Origin of the sequence: Pseudoalteromonas sp. 10-33, assembly GCF_001469195.1 — a bacterium.
In the GTDB taxonomy this organism is placed as follows: Bacteria; Pseudomonadota; Gammaproteobacteria; order Enterobacterales; family Alteromonadaceae; genus Pseudoalteromonas.
In genome coordinates this window covers 1-16,084 of record NZ_LOFI01000018.1, presented here as the reverse complement: position 1 = coordinate 16,084, position 16,084 = coordinate 1, and the positions used below count along the sequence as shown (strand labels likewise).

The following is a 16,084-nucleotide window of genomic DNA, read 5'->3' as shown; positions in this document are numbered from 1 at the left end:
TAATGCACAAAGAGAAGTGAATGAGTAGTAAATGAGCAACCAAAGTGACAAAAGTGATCTTTTATCACCACAGAGTACACCGAGGCGCTTTGCGCTACACAGAGTTTAAAAATATTGGTTTGGTCACTTCTCCTGGTCTTCTCCTTCACTTCTCGGTGGTGAGTAAATTACTTTATAACCCTTTAAAGCGTTGCTTTTAAACGCCAGCAAGCTGCGCGTCTACAGGTAAATTAAGCCATGGTATTGTAAATGATGGGCTTTTCGATCTTTAATGCACAAAGAGAAGTGAATGAGTAGTAAATGAGCAGCCAAAGTGACAGGGTTAAGTGATCTTTTACCACCACAGAGTGCACCGAGGCGCTTTGCGCTACCGGTGTTTTTCAAGTTAGTTGTCGCATCAAGTTAAATTTTATGCCGCCCGCACTTCTTCTTTTTTCTCTGGATTCAAATTTACTTCCTTGATCATCGTCCAATCTCTAGACTTTCCTGACCAACGACTTGGATTATGTAATTTCGCTATTTCATTAACCCGATGGCGCTTCGCTAGGATCGCCTTATCTAAACCTAAATGACGTTGATTTGGCGTGACAAACTTAATACCGCTATGTAAATGTTCACCGTTGTACCAATCTACAAATCCGTTAACCCAGTTCCTTGCGCTCGCGATGTCTGCGAAGGCTTTTTCTGGATATTCTGGGCGATACTTTAATGTTTTAAATAATGACTCAGAATACGGATTATCGTTACTCACAGATGGGCGGCTAAATGAAGGCACAATCCCTAACTTCTGCAATGTCGCTAATAACGTTACCCCTTTCATTGGGCTGCCATTATCCGAATGCAATGTGACTTGCTCAGGTTTTACTTGCTCTCGCCTGCAAATATCGACCATTAAATCAGCCGCCAGTGTGCTTAGTTGTGTGTCATTCACCTGCCAACCAACTATTTTTCGACTATAAATATCCATCACTAAATATAAGTATAAAAACTGACCTTTAACGGCTGTCGGCAAATACGTGATATCCCATGTATAAATTTCGTTTGCACGTGTTGCCTTGAACGCTTTTGGCTTCTTTATCTTTTTATTTGGTTTCACTTTTTCTCTGTGCGTTACTAATTTATGTGATTTCATAACACGATAAAACGAGCTTTCTGATGCTATCCACACACCTTTATCCAATAGTTTAGGGACTATCTTGCAAGGTGGTAAATGTCCGTACTCTATTGAATTAATTGTCTTAATTATACGCTGTTGCTCTAATTCAGTTAGCCTATTAGGTGGTCGTTTTATCGTACTTGTTCGCTTATCTATCATATCTTCAGCTTCAACCCAGCGCTGGATTGTTCTTGCCGATAGACCAAGTAACTCACATGCTTTTGCTTGCCTTGCTCCTGATTTCTGCGCGTCTGTAATGAACTTTATCAATTCATGACGTTCAGTTGAGCTGGTTAATCGTCCTCGTTGAAACCCCAAAGCGCATCTGCTTTTTTTTTGAGTACAAGTAAAGCGGCTGTTTCTGCTAATGCTTTGTCTTTACGATTAAGCTCTTTTTGAAGCTGCTTAATTTCTTGTTTGAGCTGCTTGCTGTCTGATTTTACAGGCTTCGTTGCTGGCCCTTTAGCAAAGTCTTGCTTCCATTGTTGAATATGATGCGGGTAAAGTCCTTTGGCACGACAATATTCATTAAGCGCTGTTTCATCTAAACTCGCACATTCAATAATGGCGTTGAGTCTGTCTTCTAAGCTCCAGTCATGAGGGCGTTTTTCTGTTGTCATGTGATTACCGTTATTTTTAGTTTCAAGTTCATGGTTTTTAGCAAGTGCAATCCACCGTTGTAGTGTTGAATAGCCGACGCCTAAATCATCTGCAATATCTTCTAGACGAACATCATCACATTGAGATAATGCTTTTTCAACAGCTTGAACTTTAAATTCTTGTGTAAATCGACGTCTCATTTTATCTGCCTCTTTTAAAAGTTAGAGGCGACAACTATCCTGACACAGAGGGAAAAGCACAGTGTCTCTTAACCTCTTTGGAATAATAGGCGTAAAAAAAGGCGTTAATATTAACGCCTTGTTTATTATATTGAGTTGACTACAACATCGGTTTTAACACATCAAATATGGCTTCAATGTGGTCGTCTCTGTCGTTTAAAGCAGGGATGTATCGGTATTTTTCGCCGCCGGCTTCTTCAAAAATCTCACGGTTTTCACCTTCTAACTCTTCAAGAGTTTCGAGGCAGTCGGCGCTGAACGCTGGGCTTATAATTGCAACGTCTTTAATTCCTTCAGCTGGCAGGCTTTCAAGCGTAGCATCGGTGTAAGGCTTTAACCATTCAGCTTTACCAAATCGGCTTTGAAAGGTGCTAATAACGTTATCTTTATCAAGGCCAAGTTTTTCAACAACAAGTCGTGTTGTTTGTAAACACAGGCAATGGTACGGATCGCCATTGTCTAAAAATAGCTTTGGCATACCATGGTATGAAAACACTATTTTTTGCGGCATGCCATTGGCTGCTAGGTCTTCACTTATGCTGTTAGCCAATGACTCAATATACGTGGTGTTTTTATGATAGCCATTTATAAAATGAAGCTCAGGAACCCAGCGCCATTTGCGTAATACGCTTGATACGGCGTCAAATGTAGAGCCCGTTGTTGGGCTTGAATATTGTGGGTACATTGGCATGATAATAATGCGCGTAAGGCCTTTGTCTCTTAGCTCTTCAAGGCCTGCTTCTATTGAAGGATTGCCATAACGCATAGCCATAACAACTTCGGTGTTTGTGTAGCCTTTTTGCTTTAACAATGTGTTGAGCTTTTCGTTTTGCTGGCGCGTAATGTGCGTAAGGGGCGACCCATTTTCAGTCCAAATGCTTTTGTATAGCTTTGCTGAGCGTTTTGGACGTACTCGTAAAATGATGCCATGTAGTATTATCATCCATACAAGGCGCGGTATTTCGACTATACGTGGGTCAGACAAAAACTCGCGTAAGTAAATACGAAGTGCCGCGGCCGTTGGAGCATCTGGGCTCCCTAAGTTAGTAAGTAGTATTCCCGTTTTTTGATTAAAACGCCCGTCGTGGGGATTGTCGGTTACGGCAGAAAATCGCGACACGTTGTGCTCCTTCAAGCAAAGTTATATGTATATTTTAGGCTTATTGTAACGAAAAAAAGCCTGCTTTAGATCAATCATTTAGCGCTTTTAATCATAATTCTAAAGGGGGTTGGTTTTTTTGCTTCAAGCTGTTGTAGCTTTTCAATTGATTTACGGCTAAAAACGTGGCCTTTAGGTAATAACATAATGCCAGTGTGACTTTGTATCGAGTTCCCCAATACCATATTTTCTTTAAGCTCTTGAGCATTACAAATAGTGACCGAACCCGCTGTGCTTTTCTTCTCTTTCATCTTGTTGTGGCTGGCTTCAAGTGCTCGCACAATTTTAGGGTGATAAAATGTACCGCTGTAAAGTTTTATAGTGTCGAGTGCGTGCTGGTGGTGTTCGGCCTCGTTGTCGCCCACACTTTGCTCATAAGCTTCCCAATAATCACGTGCAACGCTTAATACCATGGCGCCAATGGGTATTTCGTTACCCGAAAGCCCTTTTGGTAACCCGTTGCCGTTATAGCGCTCATATTGATAGTAAATAGCATCAGATACATCGTGTAAATGCAGTGCAGGCATAAGCATTAGTTGCGCGGTGCTTGGGTGTGTGTAAAAGGTTTTTCGTTGTGCTTCGGTTAGTTTATTCACTGGTTTTTTATAAAGATCGGGGTCCATAGCTAGCAATCCTATTTGTGCTAAGTAACCCGCAGTTGGCGCAAGTTCGATACTTTTTTGTGATGCATTTAAATACAAGGCTATATGAGTACAGGTATTGGCAATGTTTTGCGCTTTATTACCGTCGAGATAGGGGTTAGCGTTAATAAAATTATAGAGTAGCTCTACGGTAGACTTATGCTCGTTTTTTTCTCGCTCATTGGCTTTTTCAAGCTGCCTGAGAACTTGTTTTATTTGTTTTGTGCGTTTTTCTACTCTGAGTTCTAACGACTGATTCAGTTCGGTTAACTGCGCATTTTGTTTTTTGACATGGGCTTGAAGTAGTTCGTTGTGCTTTTTTAAGCGAAACTTTTCTACGGCTGATTTTATAACGCTGATTAAGTGATCGTTTTGCCAAGGCTTTTGAATATAGGCGTTAATCCCCCCATCGTTTACTGCACTGACCGTTGACTCTAGATCAGAATAGCCCGTTAGCAAAATACGTTGAGTATCAGGGGCTAGCTTTTTTGCCTTTGCTAAAAATTCTGCGCCGCTCATTTTTGGCATACGCATATCACTTATAACCACGTCAAACTGTGTGGCTGACATTTTTTGAAGCGCGTCGTGCCCGTCTGTCGATACAACCACATTAAATTTGTTCATGCGCAACAATCGTACAAGTGACTTTAAAACACTAGCTTCGTCATCTAGGCATAAAATGTGCGCAGGTCGATTGTTAAATTCTTCTAGTTCAGAGGTATTTTGCATTAAATAAAGCCAGCCAATTCTGATATACAGTTAAATTTAGTCTAACCTGAGCGTATAAACAACTGAATTGATAGATTTTAATAATTGTGATGTATTTTACTAATGCGTGAATTTAGGGCCTTTAAAAAATAACAAAAACTCAGCATGAAAGGCTAATTTTTTGCAGAAATTACTAATTACTTCTACTCTAAAACAGAGGGTTACGTACTAATATTGTATAGCGAGGACTGTATGCCAATACCGGTTACGATAGCTGATGACTCAGCACTTTCAAGAAAAACAATTAAACGCGCACTCCCTGAAGATTGGGACATAACTATTCATGAGGCTAAAAATGGCGTTGAGGCCTTAGAAGCTGTGCATGCTGGGTTAGCAGAGGTACTTTTTTTAGACTTACAAATGCCACAAATGGATGGTTTTGAAGTATTAAAAGAGCTGCAGCAAGAACACCAAAAAACCATAGTGATAGTAATTAGTGCTGATATTCAACCCGCAGCACAGGCGCTAGTTAGCTCTATGGGCGCTTTTAGGTTTTTGCAAAAGCCTTTAAAGGCTGATCAATTACGCGAAACCTTGCTGGATGTTGGTTTGTTATGATTGAAATAAACGAAGACGAGCGCGATGCGCTTCAAGAAATAATGAACATTTCTATGGGGCAAGCGGCCGATGCGCTTGCTCGACTTATTCAAACCAAAGTGTCTTTGTCTATTCCTGCTATTCAAGCAATGTCTCCTGAAGATTTTCAGGGAATGATTAATAGTCTTTCAAATAACTGGTTTGCACGACAGTCGTTCACGGGCACTATTCGTGGTGAAGTGATAATGAGTATGCATAAAGACGGTTGCAATGCGTTGGCTGAAGTAATGGATTTTGACTTACCGCTTGATGAAGCCGCAACAGAAGAACTTGTTTTAGAAATTACCAATATTTTATCTGCTGCTTGCTTACAAGGCTTTACCAGTCAGCTTGAGTTATCAACGCAATTAAATATGCCTGCGTTTTATTATCCGGTGCAATCTGCTCACAGTAATGAGTGGTCGTCTATTTTAATTATAGAAGTCGAATTTTTTATTGAGCAAATGCAATTTGATGCGCGCATACTCATTGGCTTAAGCGAAGGCTCAATTGAACAACTGTTAATACCCATAAAAGCTTTATTGGAGGATTAATGGAGAAAAGTGAGTTTGAGCGCGTCATTGAGCAGCTTCCTATTGGTGCATGCATTATAAACCAAGATATGACCATCACATTCGCTAATCCTACATTTTTAGGTGGTTTAACTATTCGCCAGCCCGACCTAGTTGGTCAGCATTTATTAACCGTATTTGAAGAGCAAGCGCGTTTTTTAAAACGTAAAATTGACAGTGTATTTATTTTAAAAAATCCAAGCTTTAGTTACTGGCAACAACGCCCTCATGTATTTCCTATGCGCAGTAGTCGCCCTATTACAGGAGACGAGTCGCAAATGTACCAAAATGTGCAGTTTATGCCGCTTTCGAACGATAATGCAGAGGTGACGCATGTCAGCATTTTTGTGACCGATGTGACTGCAGAAGCCAGTTATTTTATTCAGCAATCTGACTTAAAAAATGTACTTGAAGAAGAGCATCAACAATTAAAAGTTCTGCATCAAGAGCTAAAAGTAGCGCAAAAGCAAATGCTGCAATCAGAAAAAATGGCGTCTATAGGTCAATTAGCTGCAGGGGTTGCACACGAAATAAATAATCCCATAGGGTTTGTGAGCTCAAACCTTGAAACACTCAAGGATTATGCGTTAAAGCTAATAAAAACGACACAAACACAGAAAAAAATCATTGAAAAACAAGCAGAAGAAAGATTTATAAAATTACTCGAGGATGTATACGAACGTCACGGTGTTGACTTTATTTTAGAAGATTTACCAGAGTTACTAGATGAGTCGCTAAATGGCGCTGAGCGAGTTAAAAAAATTGTGAATAGTTTACGAGATTTTGCACTAAATGATGAGGAAGACTGGGCAGAGGTAGACCTATGCGCCGAAATTGAATCTACGCTAGTTGTGCTTAAAAATGAGCTCAAATATAAAGTGCAGGTTGAAAAAGACTTACCTCATGAGCCGATATTTATAAAAGGTAAAGCTGGCAAAATAAGGCAGCTATTATTTAATGTGATTTTAAATTCGTTGCAAGCTATAGACACTGGAGGAACGCTTACCATTGGCTGCAAGAAAAATGGCGACAAAATAACATTAATAATTAAAGATACTGGTGCAGGTATTGCTGAGTCTGACTTGGAACGCATTTTTGATCCGTTTTTTACAACTAAAGAAGTTGGACAAGGAACGGGGTTAGGTTTGTCTGAGGTGTATACAATTATTGAAGAGCATGAGGCAGGTATAGATGTGTTGAGCAAAGAGGGCGAAGGCACTTGCTTTACGTTTGTGTTTAACACCTTTAAAGCGCCTTTAAATTAATCTATTTAATGGCAATTTTAGCCGTGTACATTAACACCTTATACGTATTGTAGTTATTTATTAATATAAGTTAGTCTATTTCTAGTTGTATTGCTTTTTGTTGCGCTGTTTGGTTTTTTAGGATTTTTTTGAGTAGTAAATAGCAGGTGCTATTTTTGCAATGGGGCTATGAACTAAAACATGTAAGTTATATCCATAACAATTTAAATGACGATAGGTGCATTATGCGCTGTCGTATTAGCCGTTTTAATCTTTATTTAGAATTAAATAACAATGGGAGCCAATAGTGGAACCTAGTATCCTTTTGGTTGATGATGAAGAAAATGTATTACGGTCTTTAAAGCGCGTGCTAAAGCGTGCCGGCTTTAAAAAAGTAGCGGTAGCCGCTAGTGGCCAAGAAGCATTGGCTTACTTAAAAGTGCATGATGTGTCGGTGATTATTACCGATTACAGAATGCCTAAAATGACAGGAGCCGACTTACTCAGAGAAACCAAAAAACATTGGCCAGATATAATAAACATAGTGCTTAGTGGTCATGCAGACTTTAATTCGGTTGTTGAGCTTCTTAATCAAGGGCTGGCGATTAAGTTTTTACAAAAGCCATGGGACGAAAACGAGCTGGTTGACACAATAAAACAAGCACAAAGGCTGTATTGCAAACGCATTGCACAGCACGAGCGTGATCAACTACTCCTTGGAAGCGTAACGGCACTTATTGAAATAAATGAGCAAGGTAAAATAACTCGCTTTAATGCCCCCGCCCAGTCTCTTTTTCCGAGCCTATACAGCTATGTTGAAGATTACATAACCAGTATAGATTCACAGCAAAACAAAACTGACTTAACAGCTTTTTTAAATAACAAAACCGACATGCTATTTATTGCTCGTAAATGTCCCGAGAGCGAAAAAGAATACGAGTTTATTTTGGAGCGATATTGGTCTGATGATTTTTGTCAGTTACTGAAGTTGTCGGTTAACCCGAGTAAATCGAGTAACAAATTTTTAATAGAAAGCTTTGGTGAGTTTCTTATTAAAGAGCCCGCTTTTTATCAACAGCTAATTGACTATGAAAGTGAAAATACCAGTTACACGGTTATTTTTATCGGTATTGCTAAATTTGAACTTATAGCCGATTTATTAGATTACCAAAGCGCTTACGAGTTTACACATTTGCTTGCAAAAGTACTGCACAATACCTTTGGTGAAAAGGTAAGAATGTGTCAAAAGCACTCTAACCAGTTTATGCTATCTGTGCCTCACGCAAGTAACGATGCCACATTACTTGCCGCACTTAATAAAACAATGACCTTATTTACAGAGGCTATCCCCCAACGTTACAAAGGAATGAGTTTAGAGCTTTATGGTGTGTACGGCATTTTTCCAGACGATGTTTTAACGGGCAAAGAGTTAGTTAATCACCTTAGTTTGAATATGAACTACTTGGCTAAAAAACAGCAACGATTTTTTACCCGCTTTGATGCAGAGCTTGTGAATGACTACCGAAAAAACTTTGAGTTAAGCCGGTTACTTTTTAAAGCAATTGATAACGAAGAATTTAGTTTATGTTTTCAGCCTAAAATAGATTTAACAACAAATAAAGTCAGTGGCGCCGAAGTGCTTATTCGTTGGTACGAACCAACAAAGTATGGGTGGGTGTCTCCTGGTTTATTTATACCTATTTCAGAATGCGATGGCCAAATTATTGCTATTAGCCGATTTGTCATTTCTCAAAGTTTTAAGCAGCTTAAAACTTGGCAAGAGCAAAAAGTTGAAGTAGGTAAACTCGCTATAAACCTTTCTGCTCGGCAAATTAAAGAAGACCCTGAATGGATAGACTTTATGCTAGCGCGCCTAAAAGAAAATGGCCTGAGTGCATCAAGTATTCAGTTCGAGCTTACAGAGACGTATTTAATGGATGACTTACACGAATGCCAACTGCAAATAACAAGGCTACGCGACTTGGGTTTTGAAGTGCAAATTGACGATTTTGGCATTGGTTATTCATCGCTTGCGTATCTTTCTAAGTTATCTATTGATGCGATTAAATTAGATAAAGAGCTTATTAGTGGTTTGGACTCATCACTTGAAATGCAAAGCATGATCAGAAACATTGTGCGCATGTCGCATGATTTAAACCTTAAAGTAATTGCAGAAGGTGTTGAAACCGTGCACGAATGTAAGTTAGTTGAAAAGCTGGGCTGTGATTATATTCAAGGTTTTTATTTTTCTAAACCTTTGCATGCTGATGAGTTTTGTCGCTATTTAACGATTAAAAATAAGTGCGATACTCAATGAACACAATGACCATCGTTTTATTTGACGACGAGCGTTTTATTTTAAAGGCTCTACAAAGAACAATTAATCGAATTTACCCTGTTGCAGACGTAATTACGGTTACTGAATTAAATGAGTTTTGGGCAGTCCTTAAAGAAAATAAAACCATTGATTTAGTCATAAGCGATTATTTAATGCCGCATATTAACGGGCTTGATGTGTTAGAGCGCTGCTTGACTGAAAACCCGTACCCGGTTAGGGCGCTGCTAACAGGCGATTCATCGTTAACTTCAAAAATGCGGCAAAGTAACGTTGTGCACATGTACCTGGCAAAGCCATTTAATAAAGATAATTTAATCTTGTTATTTGAAAATGTTGCCGATTTAAAGGCGTTGCCATTTTCAGATACGATGAGACGCAAGTTAGGCTCAATGCCTAGTTTTCCTGTTTACCCTTTACTACTTAAAGAGCTTAACAACCTAATAAACAGTGGCGATTACGACTTGGCTAACGTTGCTGAAGTGGTAGCTAAAGAGCCAATTATTGTGGCTAAATTACTACAACTTGCTAACTCGGCTTATTTAGGGTTTACGCGTGAAACGAGTTCAATTGAAGAAGCGGTGTCTCGCCTTGGAACAACTATATTATTATCAATTAGTGCATCGTTATTAATAGCTCAAAACAGCCAATCATGTTTATCTGCTAGTGAGCATGAACAACATTTATCTCAAGCTACACATTACGCGAGCTGTGTTAAAAAATTTGCACAACATATAAAAATGAGCCAAAAAGAACAGGCGCTGCTTTTTTCTGTTGCACTGTTAAGTTTTGTTGGCAAATTAATAAAGCTTGAAGGGGAAGAGAAAAGTGATTTAAGTGCAGAAGAACCGTTACCTGAACACTGCATTTCTTATTTACACATTTCTGCTTATGTGATGAAACTTTGGGGTTATAGCTCTCAAGTGTGTTCATTAATTATAAACTCTAGCGAGCTAAAAGCGCCTGATGACAAGTTAGGTAATGTATTGTTTATTGTTCAGCAAAAGCTTTTTTATAAAGAGTCGAACGAAGCTTTGATTACTTTTTGCCAACACCATGATGTTGACTCATCAATTTATGAAGCAATTGGCACTTTTGATTGGGAATAAATCAAAGCGGTCATTACTTTTGTTTACATTAATAAAGCTACTTAGGTTGCGTGTTTAGAGTTTGCGAACTAAATATTAAAGCAATAGCTATAGGGATTCTGGCATGAATGAAGTAGAAAGTAATTTAGAAAGTGCACTTTTAGACGAGCAAGCAAAACGTAAACAGCTCGAAAAGCAAATCAGCGAAAAAGAAGCCGAACTAGCGCGTTATAAAAAAATGTTAGTGCAGAGTACTAAAATGGCGACTTTAGGTACTTTGAGCGTTGATGCAGCTTCAGAAATAAACACGCCTTTACTGAAAGCTATTGGTACTGTTGATAGCTTTAATTATTCGAGTCCAATTATCACCTCAGTATTAAATATAAGTGAGCAATACTTAAACGGTGAGCTAAAAGAAAGCCAGTTTAAACACGAGCTTGATTTGCTTAATTTACAACACCCATTTGCTTGGATCAGTAATGATTTGTCACCAAGAATAAAAGAAAGTGCCAGCACCCTAAAGCAGGTTAATTATTGTGTTCAAAACTTGCTAAACTTTATGGACTCTAATGAGCACCACGCAATGCAACTTGTTAACATGGCTGATGTTGCTAACAACATACTGCGTTTACTCGAAAGCCAGCTTAAATTATGTGCAGTTAATACTCACTTTGAAAATACCTCCCCGATATATTGCAATTTAGCATCAACCAATCAGCTATTTGTTAATCTACTCCTTAATGCCAGAGATGCGTGCGAGCATAACGACACTAAAGGGTGCATTGTTGATGTGAGCATTTTTGAAAAAGATAATTATATTTGTGTTGAAATAAAAGATAATGGCTGTGGTATGTCAAACCAGGTTCAAGAGCAGATGTTTGATCCTTTTTTCACAACTAAAGAGGTGGGTAAAAATACTGGTATGGGGCTCACGCTTGTGCAATCAATTATGCAAGAACACGCAGGAAAGGTGCACGTTAATAGTATTTTAGAGACAGGTACATCCATTTCATGCTTATTTCCCTTAAAAGCATAACTTTGCATACAAATACTCTTTGTGAATAAGGTGTTAATTATTTGTTTTATAATTTTAATTCTTTATTTGCTTTAATTTTAATCGTTTTGAGGTTGTTTTTTCTTTAGTTGAATTTAATTTGCATACTTAGGTCATAAATTTAAATTTTTTCATTTCTTTTTGCTTGTATATGTTGCTAGGATGTTCCTCATTGGCGATACACAATCGCTATATAAATTATAAGAACACACATAAACAGGGTCGTCACTATGTCAACATATCGTTTAAATACACTTGCAGCGTCAGTTGCGTTTGCAGTATGCGCACCAAGCGTTGTAAATGCACAAGAAGCTCCCGTTCAAGCTGTCAAAAATATTGAGCAAATATCTGTTTTAGGTTCGCGAGTCTCAAATCGCACATCAACCGAGTCATCTTCACCAATAGATTTAATAGACTCGGATGATTTAAATAAAGGCGGTTATACTGAGCTTGGCCAAAGCTTACAAGCAACAGCCCCTTCATTTAATTTTTCGCGTACGCAGGTCTCTGATGGTTCTGATTTATTTAGACCCGCGACCTTACGTGGTTTACAACCCGATCAAACACTTGTATTGGTTAACGGCAAGCGCCGTCATAATCAATCTATTTTTGGCCTGAATGGGACGGTTGGTGCAGGTGCTGCGGGTACCGATATGAACGCAATCCCGTTAACCGCGCTTAAAGGTGTTGAAGTACTTCGCGATGGCGCAGCGGCAAAATATGGCTCTGATGCAATAGCGGGTGTAATCAATTTATCACTTAATAATTCAACAGGTGTAACAACGGGCTTTGTTCAGTATGGCGGCACAAGCGAAGGCGATGGCGATACGGTTACTGCAGGCTTAAACCGTGGTTTTGAGTTAGGTAATGAAGGCGGTTTTATTAATTTATCACTGGAGTATCGAGATGCCGACGGCACTAACCGTGCAGAGCGTGATACGGGTGGTTCATTAAATGTAGCACCTGGAACGCTTTCAGAGGATGTTCGTTGGGGACAAGGTAACGCGGATAGCGAATTCACATCGCTGTTTTATAATATGGTACTGCCTGTTGGCGATAGCGAACTATACTCGTTTGGTGGTTACTCAGAACGTAGCGCGTTGGGTAATGGTTTTTATCGTAACTTTAATGAAGCGTCTAAAAACGTGACTCAAGTGTACAGTGATGGTTTTTTACCGCGTATATACAATGAAGCACAAGACCTTTCATTTGCAATAGGGTTTAAAGGGGACATAAACCCAGATTGGACTTACGATGTGTCGGCTGTATATGGTGAAAACCAATACGACTTTACCTCGCGTAATACCTTAAATGCGTCATACGCAGCTGAGTACTTATTTAATAACCCTGATGCAAGCGATGCTGATATTGCAGCCAATGCAGGCCCAACCGGTGGTTATTCAGGTGGATTTAGATTTGATCAAACTACATTTAATGCTGATTTTAACGGTATTGTAGATATTGGTCGCAGTGAACCATTATACGTAACTATTGGCGCTGAGTACCGAAAAGAAAACTACGAAATAGTCCCGGGCAGCCAAGCGTCGTATGCCTGTGGCTTAGCTAATAGTGACACTTCATACCCTTCAGTTAATGATGAAAACCAATTTGCGCAGTGTGGTTTTCAGGCTTACAACGGCCTTCGCCCAGAAGCGGCAAACGAAAGCGATCGTAATAGTTATGCCGTATTTGTCGATGTAGAAACAATGATCACAGATGCATGGAATGTCAGTGGTGCACTGCGCTTTGAAGACTTTTCAGATGCGGGTGACGATTTAATAGGTAAACTAGCAACGCGTTATGAGTTTAATGATGACTTTGCTGTTCGTGGTGCGGTATCAACTGGCTTCAGAGCGCCTTCATTACAACAAAGTGGTTATACTGCGTTTACAACGAACCTAGGTTCTGACGGTTCGTTAACCCAGTCATTTACTGCCAACACTGGTACGGCATTCCCAAGTGCATTAGGTGTAGATACGTTAAAGCTTGAAACTTCAACTAACTACAGTGCGGGTTTTGTTTACGATGTAAGTAGTGAGCTTTCGCTTACGGTTGATTTTTACCGTGTAGAAATTAAAGATCGTATAACACTAGGTAGTTTGCTGTCGGCCGACGACGTCTCGTTTAGTCCAGACGCGCTTGCTGCACTGCAAGCAACAGGTGCAGTACAAGCCAACTACTTCTCAAACTCCGTTGATTCTACTACGCAAGGTGTTGATATTATTGCTTCATACCGTACTGAAATCGACGGCGCTAATTTAGGTGTTACTTTCGCTGGTAATTTGAACGACACTAAAATTGATAACGTTAATGCTGAAGAGGGCATTCCAGAAGCGGTTGCCTTTGATGACTTACAACGTAGCTTTTTTACTGATGGGCAGCCAAGTGAACGTGCAACACTGACATTTGATTATGAGCGTGAAGCTTATACTTCTACGCTTCGTTTTAATTACTTTGGCGAGACCGATGTAAAGTATTTTGGTAACGACCACATTTCATTACCCGGTGAGCTTTCGCCAACGGGCTCGTTTAAACCAACAAGTACTGTTGAAGCTGCTGTATTGGTTGATGTGAACGTAAGCTATGACATTAATGAGATGTTTACGCTTTCGGTTGGTGCCGACAACGTATTTGATGAAACACCTAATGAGTTAGGTGACGATGAAGTGCTTAACTTTATCACCAATGGTGCGTTTAAATACCCTGTACGTGCATTGCCTTATGGCTTTGACGGGCGTACTTACTATGCAAAAGTAAGCTTTGAATTTTAATTATTTGAGCTAAAAACTATTTAACCTGAACTCTGGTTAAGAGATATACCAACAAATTTTATCATGATGATATTTAAGCTTATTTCTCTAGCCAGAGGTTTTCAGTGAAAACAAGGCGAATTTACGAGTCAATAGTTAGCCTATTGCAAGTAAATTCAACGCTGTTAGCGCTGAAAATAGCTGCTAGAGATAGGTTTATTATCCAGAGTTCAGGTTACTACCAAGCGCAGTTATTTACTGCGCTTTTTTTATGCCTATTTATTATGAAAAAATAGCGTTGTGTAATGATAAAAATACTTGCAAGGTTGAAAATTAGGCATACAATCGCCACTTCTTTAAGGACTTACTGTTGTTAGTGAGTACTCAATCTATAGGAAATAACATGGCTAAAAAATCGAATAACAAATCGGTAAATAAAAGCGCAGTAGACACCGGGCGTGGGGTTATTAATCATAATGCGCTGGCGGCTTTAGTAACCTCTAAAGTGTTTAAACCACAAGTGGTAAAAGCTAAAAAAGGGAAAGGCTCGTTTAAACGCAGCAGCAAACACGTAGGACGAGAGTCTTATTTAATCGCGGCTTAAATAGCACCGATCAAATAAGACTTTTAAGTGCCTACTTTTTGCCAAACATACGCGTAAGCGTGTTGTCTTTATCAATAATATGGTGCTTTAAGGCGCCCACAATATGTAAACCTAACGCGATAAGAAGCGCATTTGCTGTAATACCGTGAACGGTTTTACCTAAATCTGACCAGCTTTCGCTAAATGGCATGCTTCTTTGTGGGTTTTCTGGGTTAAATTTCTAGCCCAAACAAGTCTATGCCATGCCCGCCCATACCAGAGGTTATTAATCCTGAAATTGGCATTAATAACATGCTAATTATCAATACGTAGTGAATAACTTTAGCGAGTATCATTTCATACTGTGGATGAGCATTAGTGTGTTTTGGCCAGCCATTTATAATGCGCCACGTTACTCTTAATAAAGCAAAAGCAAAGAGTAATACTCCAAACGATTTATGCCAGCTCATTAGAAAAACGCTTTAAAGTTTTCCATGTGCAGCCCTGAGCCTAATAACCCAATAATAAGCACCGCTACAATCCAATGTAGGCTGATTGTGGTTTTGCTCAGCGTGAGAGGTGTATCTTTTATAAGTTTCATACAGTCTATTCCTAACGTTAATACTTAAAAAGTTTTGAATATGTAGTTATACAGTTGAACAAGCTACATTAATGCAGTTTGTTGTGATTCAATGAAACCGGACACCAATTTAGGTGGTATTATTACCACTCAAGCTGAGGTGTTCTATGACAAAACAACGTCGCTCTTTTTCTCAAGAGTTTAAACTTGATTCAGCAAAATTAGTCCTTGATGAAGGATACTCATTCCCTGAAGCTGCTCGCTCACTAGAAGTCGGTGAAACAGCTCTTCGTCGCTGGGTTAAACAATTACAAGATGAGCGTGGTGGCACAACACCAAACTCTAAAGCTCTTACTCCTGAACAGCTTAAAATTCAGGAGCTTGAAGCTAGAATTAATCGACTTGAAAGAGAAAAAACAATTTTAAAAAAGGCTACCGCTCTCTTAATGTCAGACGAGATGAACAATATTCGTTGATAGGCCATTTAAGTGAGCATGAGTCTTTAGAAATGGTCTGTAGCGTGTTTGATGTTCCGCGTTCTAGTTATTATGATTTTAAGCAGCGTGTGGCATCAATTAAGCTTGAAGAGGTGCAGCTTAGGTCAACGATTAGTGAGTTATTCTCACTCAGTCGTGGAGCTGCTGGTAGCCGCACATTAGTGGCGATGCTAAACCACGCTGGCTTACCTATTGGTATCTTTAAGGTACGCCGCATCATGCGTGACTTGGGATTGGTATGC

General features: G+C 39.3%; 14 protein-coding genes and 1 pseudogene. 9 read left to right on the top strand and 6 right to left on the bottom strand.

What is annotated here, in order from left to right; all coding sequences use genetic code 11:
* Positions 1 to 409 precede the first annotated feature (409 nt).
* From ATS76_RS10755 to ATS76_RS10740, 3 genes are all read right to left on the bottom strand, one after another.
* A protein-coding gene (locus tag ATS76_RS10755) for an IS3 family transposase (protein WP_152995642.1) occupies positions 410 to 1,956 on the bottom strand; the annotation gives its coding sequence in 2 pieces (ribosomal slippage) (positions 410 to 1,497 and positions 1,497 to 1,956; 1,548 coding nt in all).
* Positions 1,957 to 2,095: 139 nt separating this feature from the next.
* On the bottom strand, positions 2,096 to 3,115 hold the full coding sequence (hemH, locus tag ATS76_RS10745) for a ferrochelatase (protein WP_058552148.1): 1,020 nt from the start codon (positions 3,113 to 3,115) through the stop codon (positions 2,096 to 2,098).
* Positions 3,116 to 3,189: 74 nt separating this feature from the next.
* Entirely contained in the window at positions 3,190 to 4,524 is a 1,335-nt protein-coding gene (locus tag ATS76_RS10740; protein WP_058552147.1) for an HD domain-containing phosphohydrolase, read from the bottom strand.
* A 231-nt stretch (positions 4,525 to 4,755) separates the two neighbouring features.
* Here ATS76_RS10740 and ATS76_RS10735 point away from each other — a divergent pair, with 231 nt between their 5' ends.
* The 8 genes from ATS76_RS10735 (at position 4,756) to arfA (ending at position 14,786) form a co-directional block, all read left to right on the top strand.
* Complete coding sequence (locus tag ATS76_RS10735) at positions 4,756 to 5,121, top strand: response regulator (protein WP_058552146.1); 366 nt, start codon at positions 4,756 to 4,758, stop codon at positions 5,119 to 5,121.
* Positions 5,118 to 5,693 carry a chemotaxis protein CheX gene (locus ATS76_RS10730; RefSeq protein ID WP_006793514.1) on the top strand — a complete coding sequence of 192 codons (576 nt, stop codon included), beginning with the start codon at positions 5,118 to 5,120 and terminating at the stop codon, positions 5,691 to 5,693. The genes ATS76_RS10735 and ATS76_RS10730 overlap by 4 nt, the downstream gene beginning before the upstream one ends.
* Positions 5,693 to 6,976 (top strand): PAS domain-containing sensor histidine kinase, encoded by a 1,284-nt coding sequence (locus tag ATS76_RS10725; protein WP_058552145.1) that lies wholly within the window; start codon positions 5,693 to 5,695, stop codon positions 6,974 to 6,976. The genes ATS76_RS10730 and ATS76_RS10725 overlap by 1 nt, the downstream gene beginning before the upstream one ends.
* Positions 6,977 to 7,262: 286 nt before the next feature.
* The gene (locus ATS76_RS10720; RefSeq protein ID WP_058552144.1) at positions 7,263 to 9,272 is read left to right on the top strand and encodes an EAL domain-containing response regulator; all 2,010 of its coding nucleotides are present in this window, start codon (positions 7,263 to 7,265) and stop codon (positions 9,270 to 9,272) included.
* A gap of 5 nt (positions 9,273 to 9,277) precedes the next feature.
* Positions 9,278 to 10,399, top strand: coding sequence for an HDOD domain-containing protein (locus tag ATS76_RS10715; RefSeq protein ID WP_235590929.1), 1,122 nt, complete (start codon positions 9,278 to 9,280; stop codon positions 10,397 to 10,399).
* A 103-nt stretch (positions 10,400 to 10,502) separates the two neighbouring features.
* Complete coding sequence (locus tag ATS76_RS10710; protein ID WP_058552142.1) at positions 10,503 to 11,414, top strand: sensor histidine kinase; 912 nt, start codon at positions 10,503 to 10,505, stop codon at positions 11,412 to 11,414.
* Between the two features lie 248 nt (positions 11,415 to 11,662).
* Positions 11,663 to 14,203 carry a TonB-dependent receptor plug domain-containing protein gene (locus ATS76_RS10705; RefSeq protein ID WP_058552141.1) on the top strand — a complete coding sequence of 847 codons (2,541 nt, stop codon included), beginning with the start codon at positions 11,663 to 11,665 and terminating at the stop codon, positions 14,201 to 14,203.
* Positions 14,204 to 14,585: 382 nt separating this feature from the next.
* Positions 14,586 to 14,786, top strand: a complete 201-nt coding sequence (arfA, locus tag ATS76_RS10700; protein ID WP_058404542.1) for an alternative ribosome rescue factor ArfA — start codon at positions 14,586 to 14,588, stop codon at positions 14,784 to 14,786.
* Between the two features lie 31 nt (positions 14,787 to 14,817).
* Here arfA and ATS76_RS19500 read toward each other — a convergent pair whose 3' ends face one another.
* From ATS76_RS19500 to ATS76_RS19490, 3 genes are read right to left on the bottom strand one after another with little or no spacing between them, the layout of a single operon-like run.
* Positions 14,818 to 14,976, bottom strand: a complete 159-nt coding sequence (locus ATS76_RS19500) for a cytochrome b (RefSeq protein ID WP_201023505.1) — start codon at positions 14,974 to 14,976, stop codon at positions 14,818 to 14,820.
* Between the two features lie 22 nt (positions 14,977 to 14,998).
* Positions 14,999 to 15,235: a cytochrome b gene (locus ATS76_RS19495; RefSeq protein ID WP_058552140.1), complete on the bottom strand. Its 237-nt coding sequence runs from the start codon at positions 15,233 to 15,235 to the stop codon at positions 14,999 to 15,001.
* Positions 15,235 to 15,366: a hypothetical protein gene (locus ATS76_RS19490; RefSeq protein WP_268795533.1), complete on the bottom strand. Its 132-nt coding sequence runs from the start codon at positions 15,364 to 15,366 to the stop codon at positions 15,235 to 15,237. The genes ATS76_RS19495 and ATS76_RS19490 overlap by 1 nt, the downstream gene beginning before the upstream one ends.
* 146 nt (positions 15,367 to 15,512) lie before the next feature.
* Between ATS76_RS19490 and ATS76_RS19425 the strand changes: the two are divergent.
* A pseudogene (locus ATS76_RS19425) lies at positions 15,513 to 16,084 on the top strand (transposase); the annotation flags it as partial.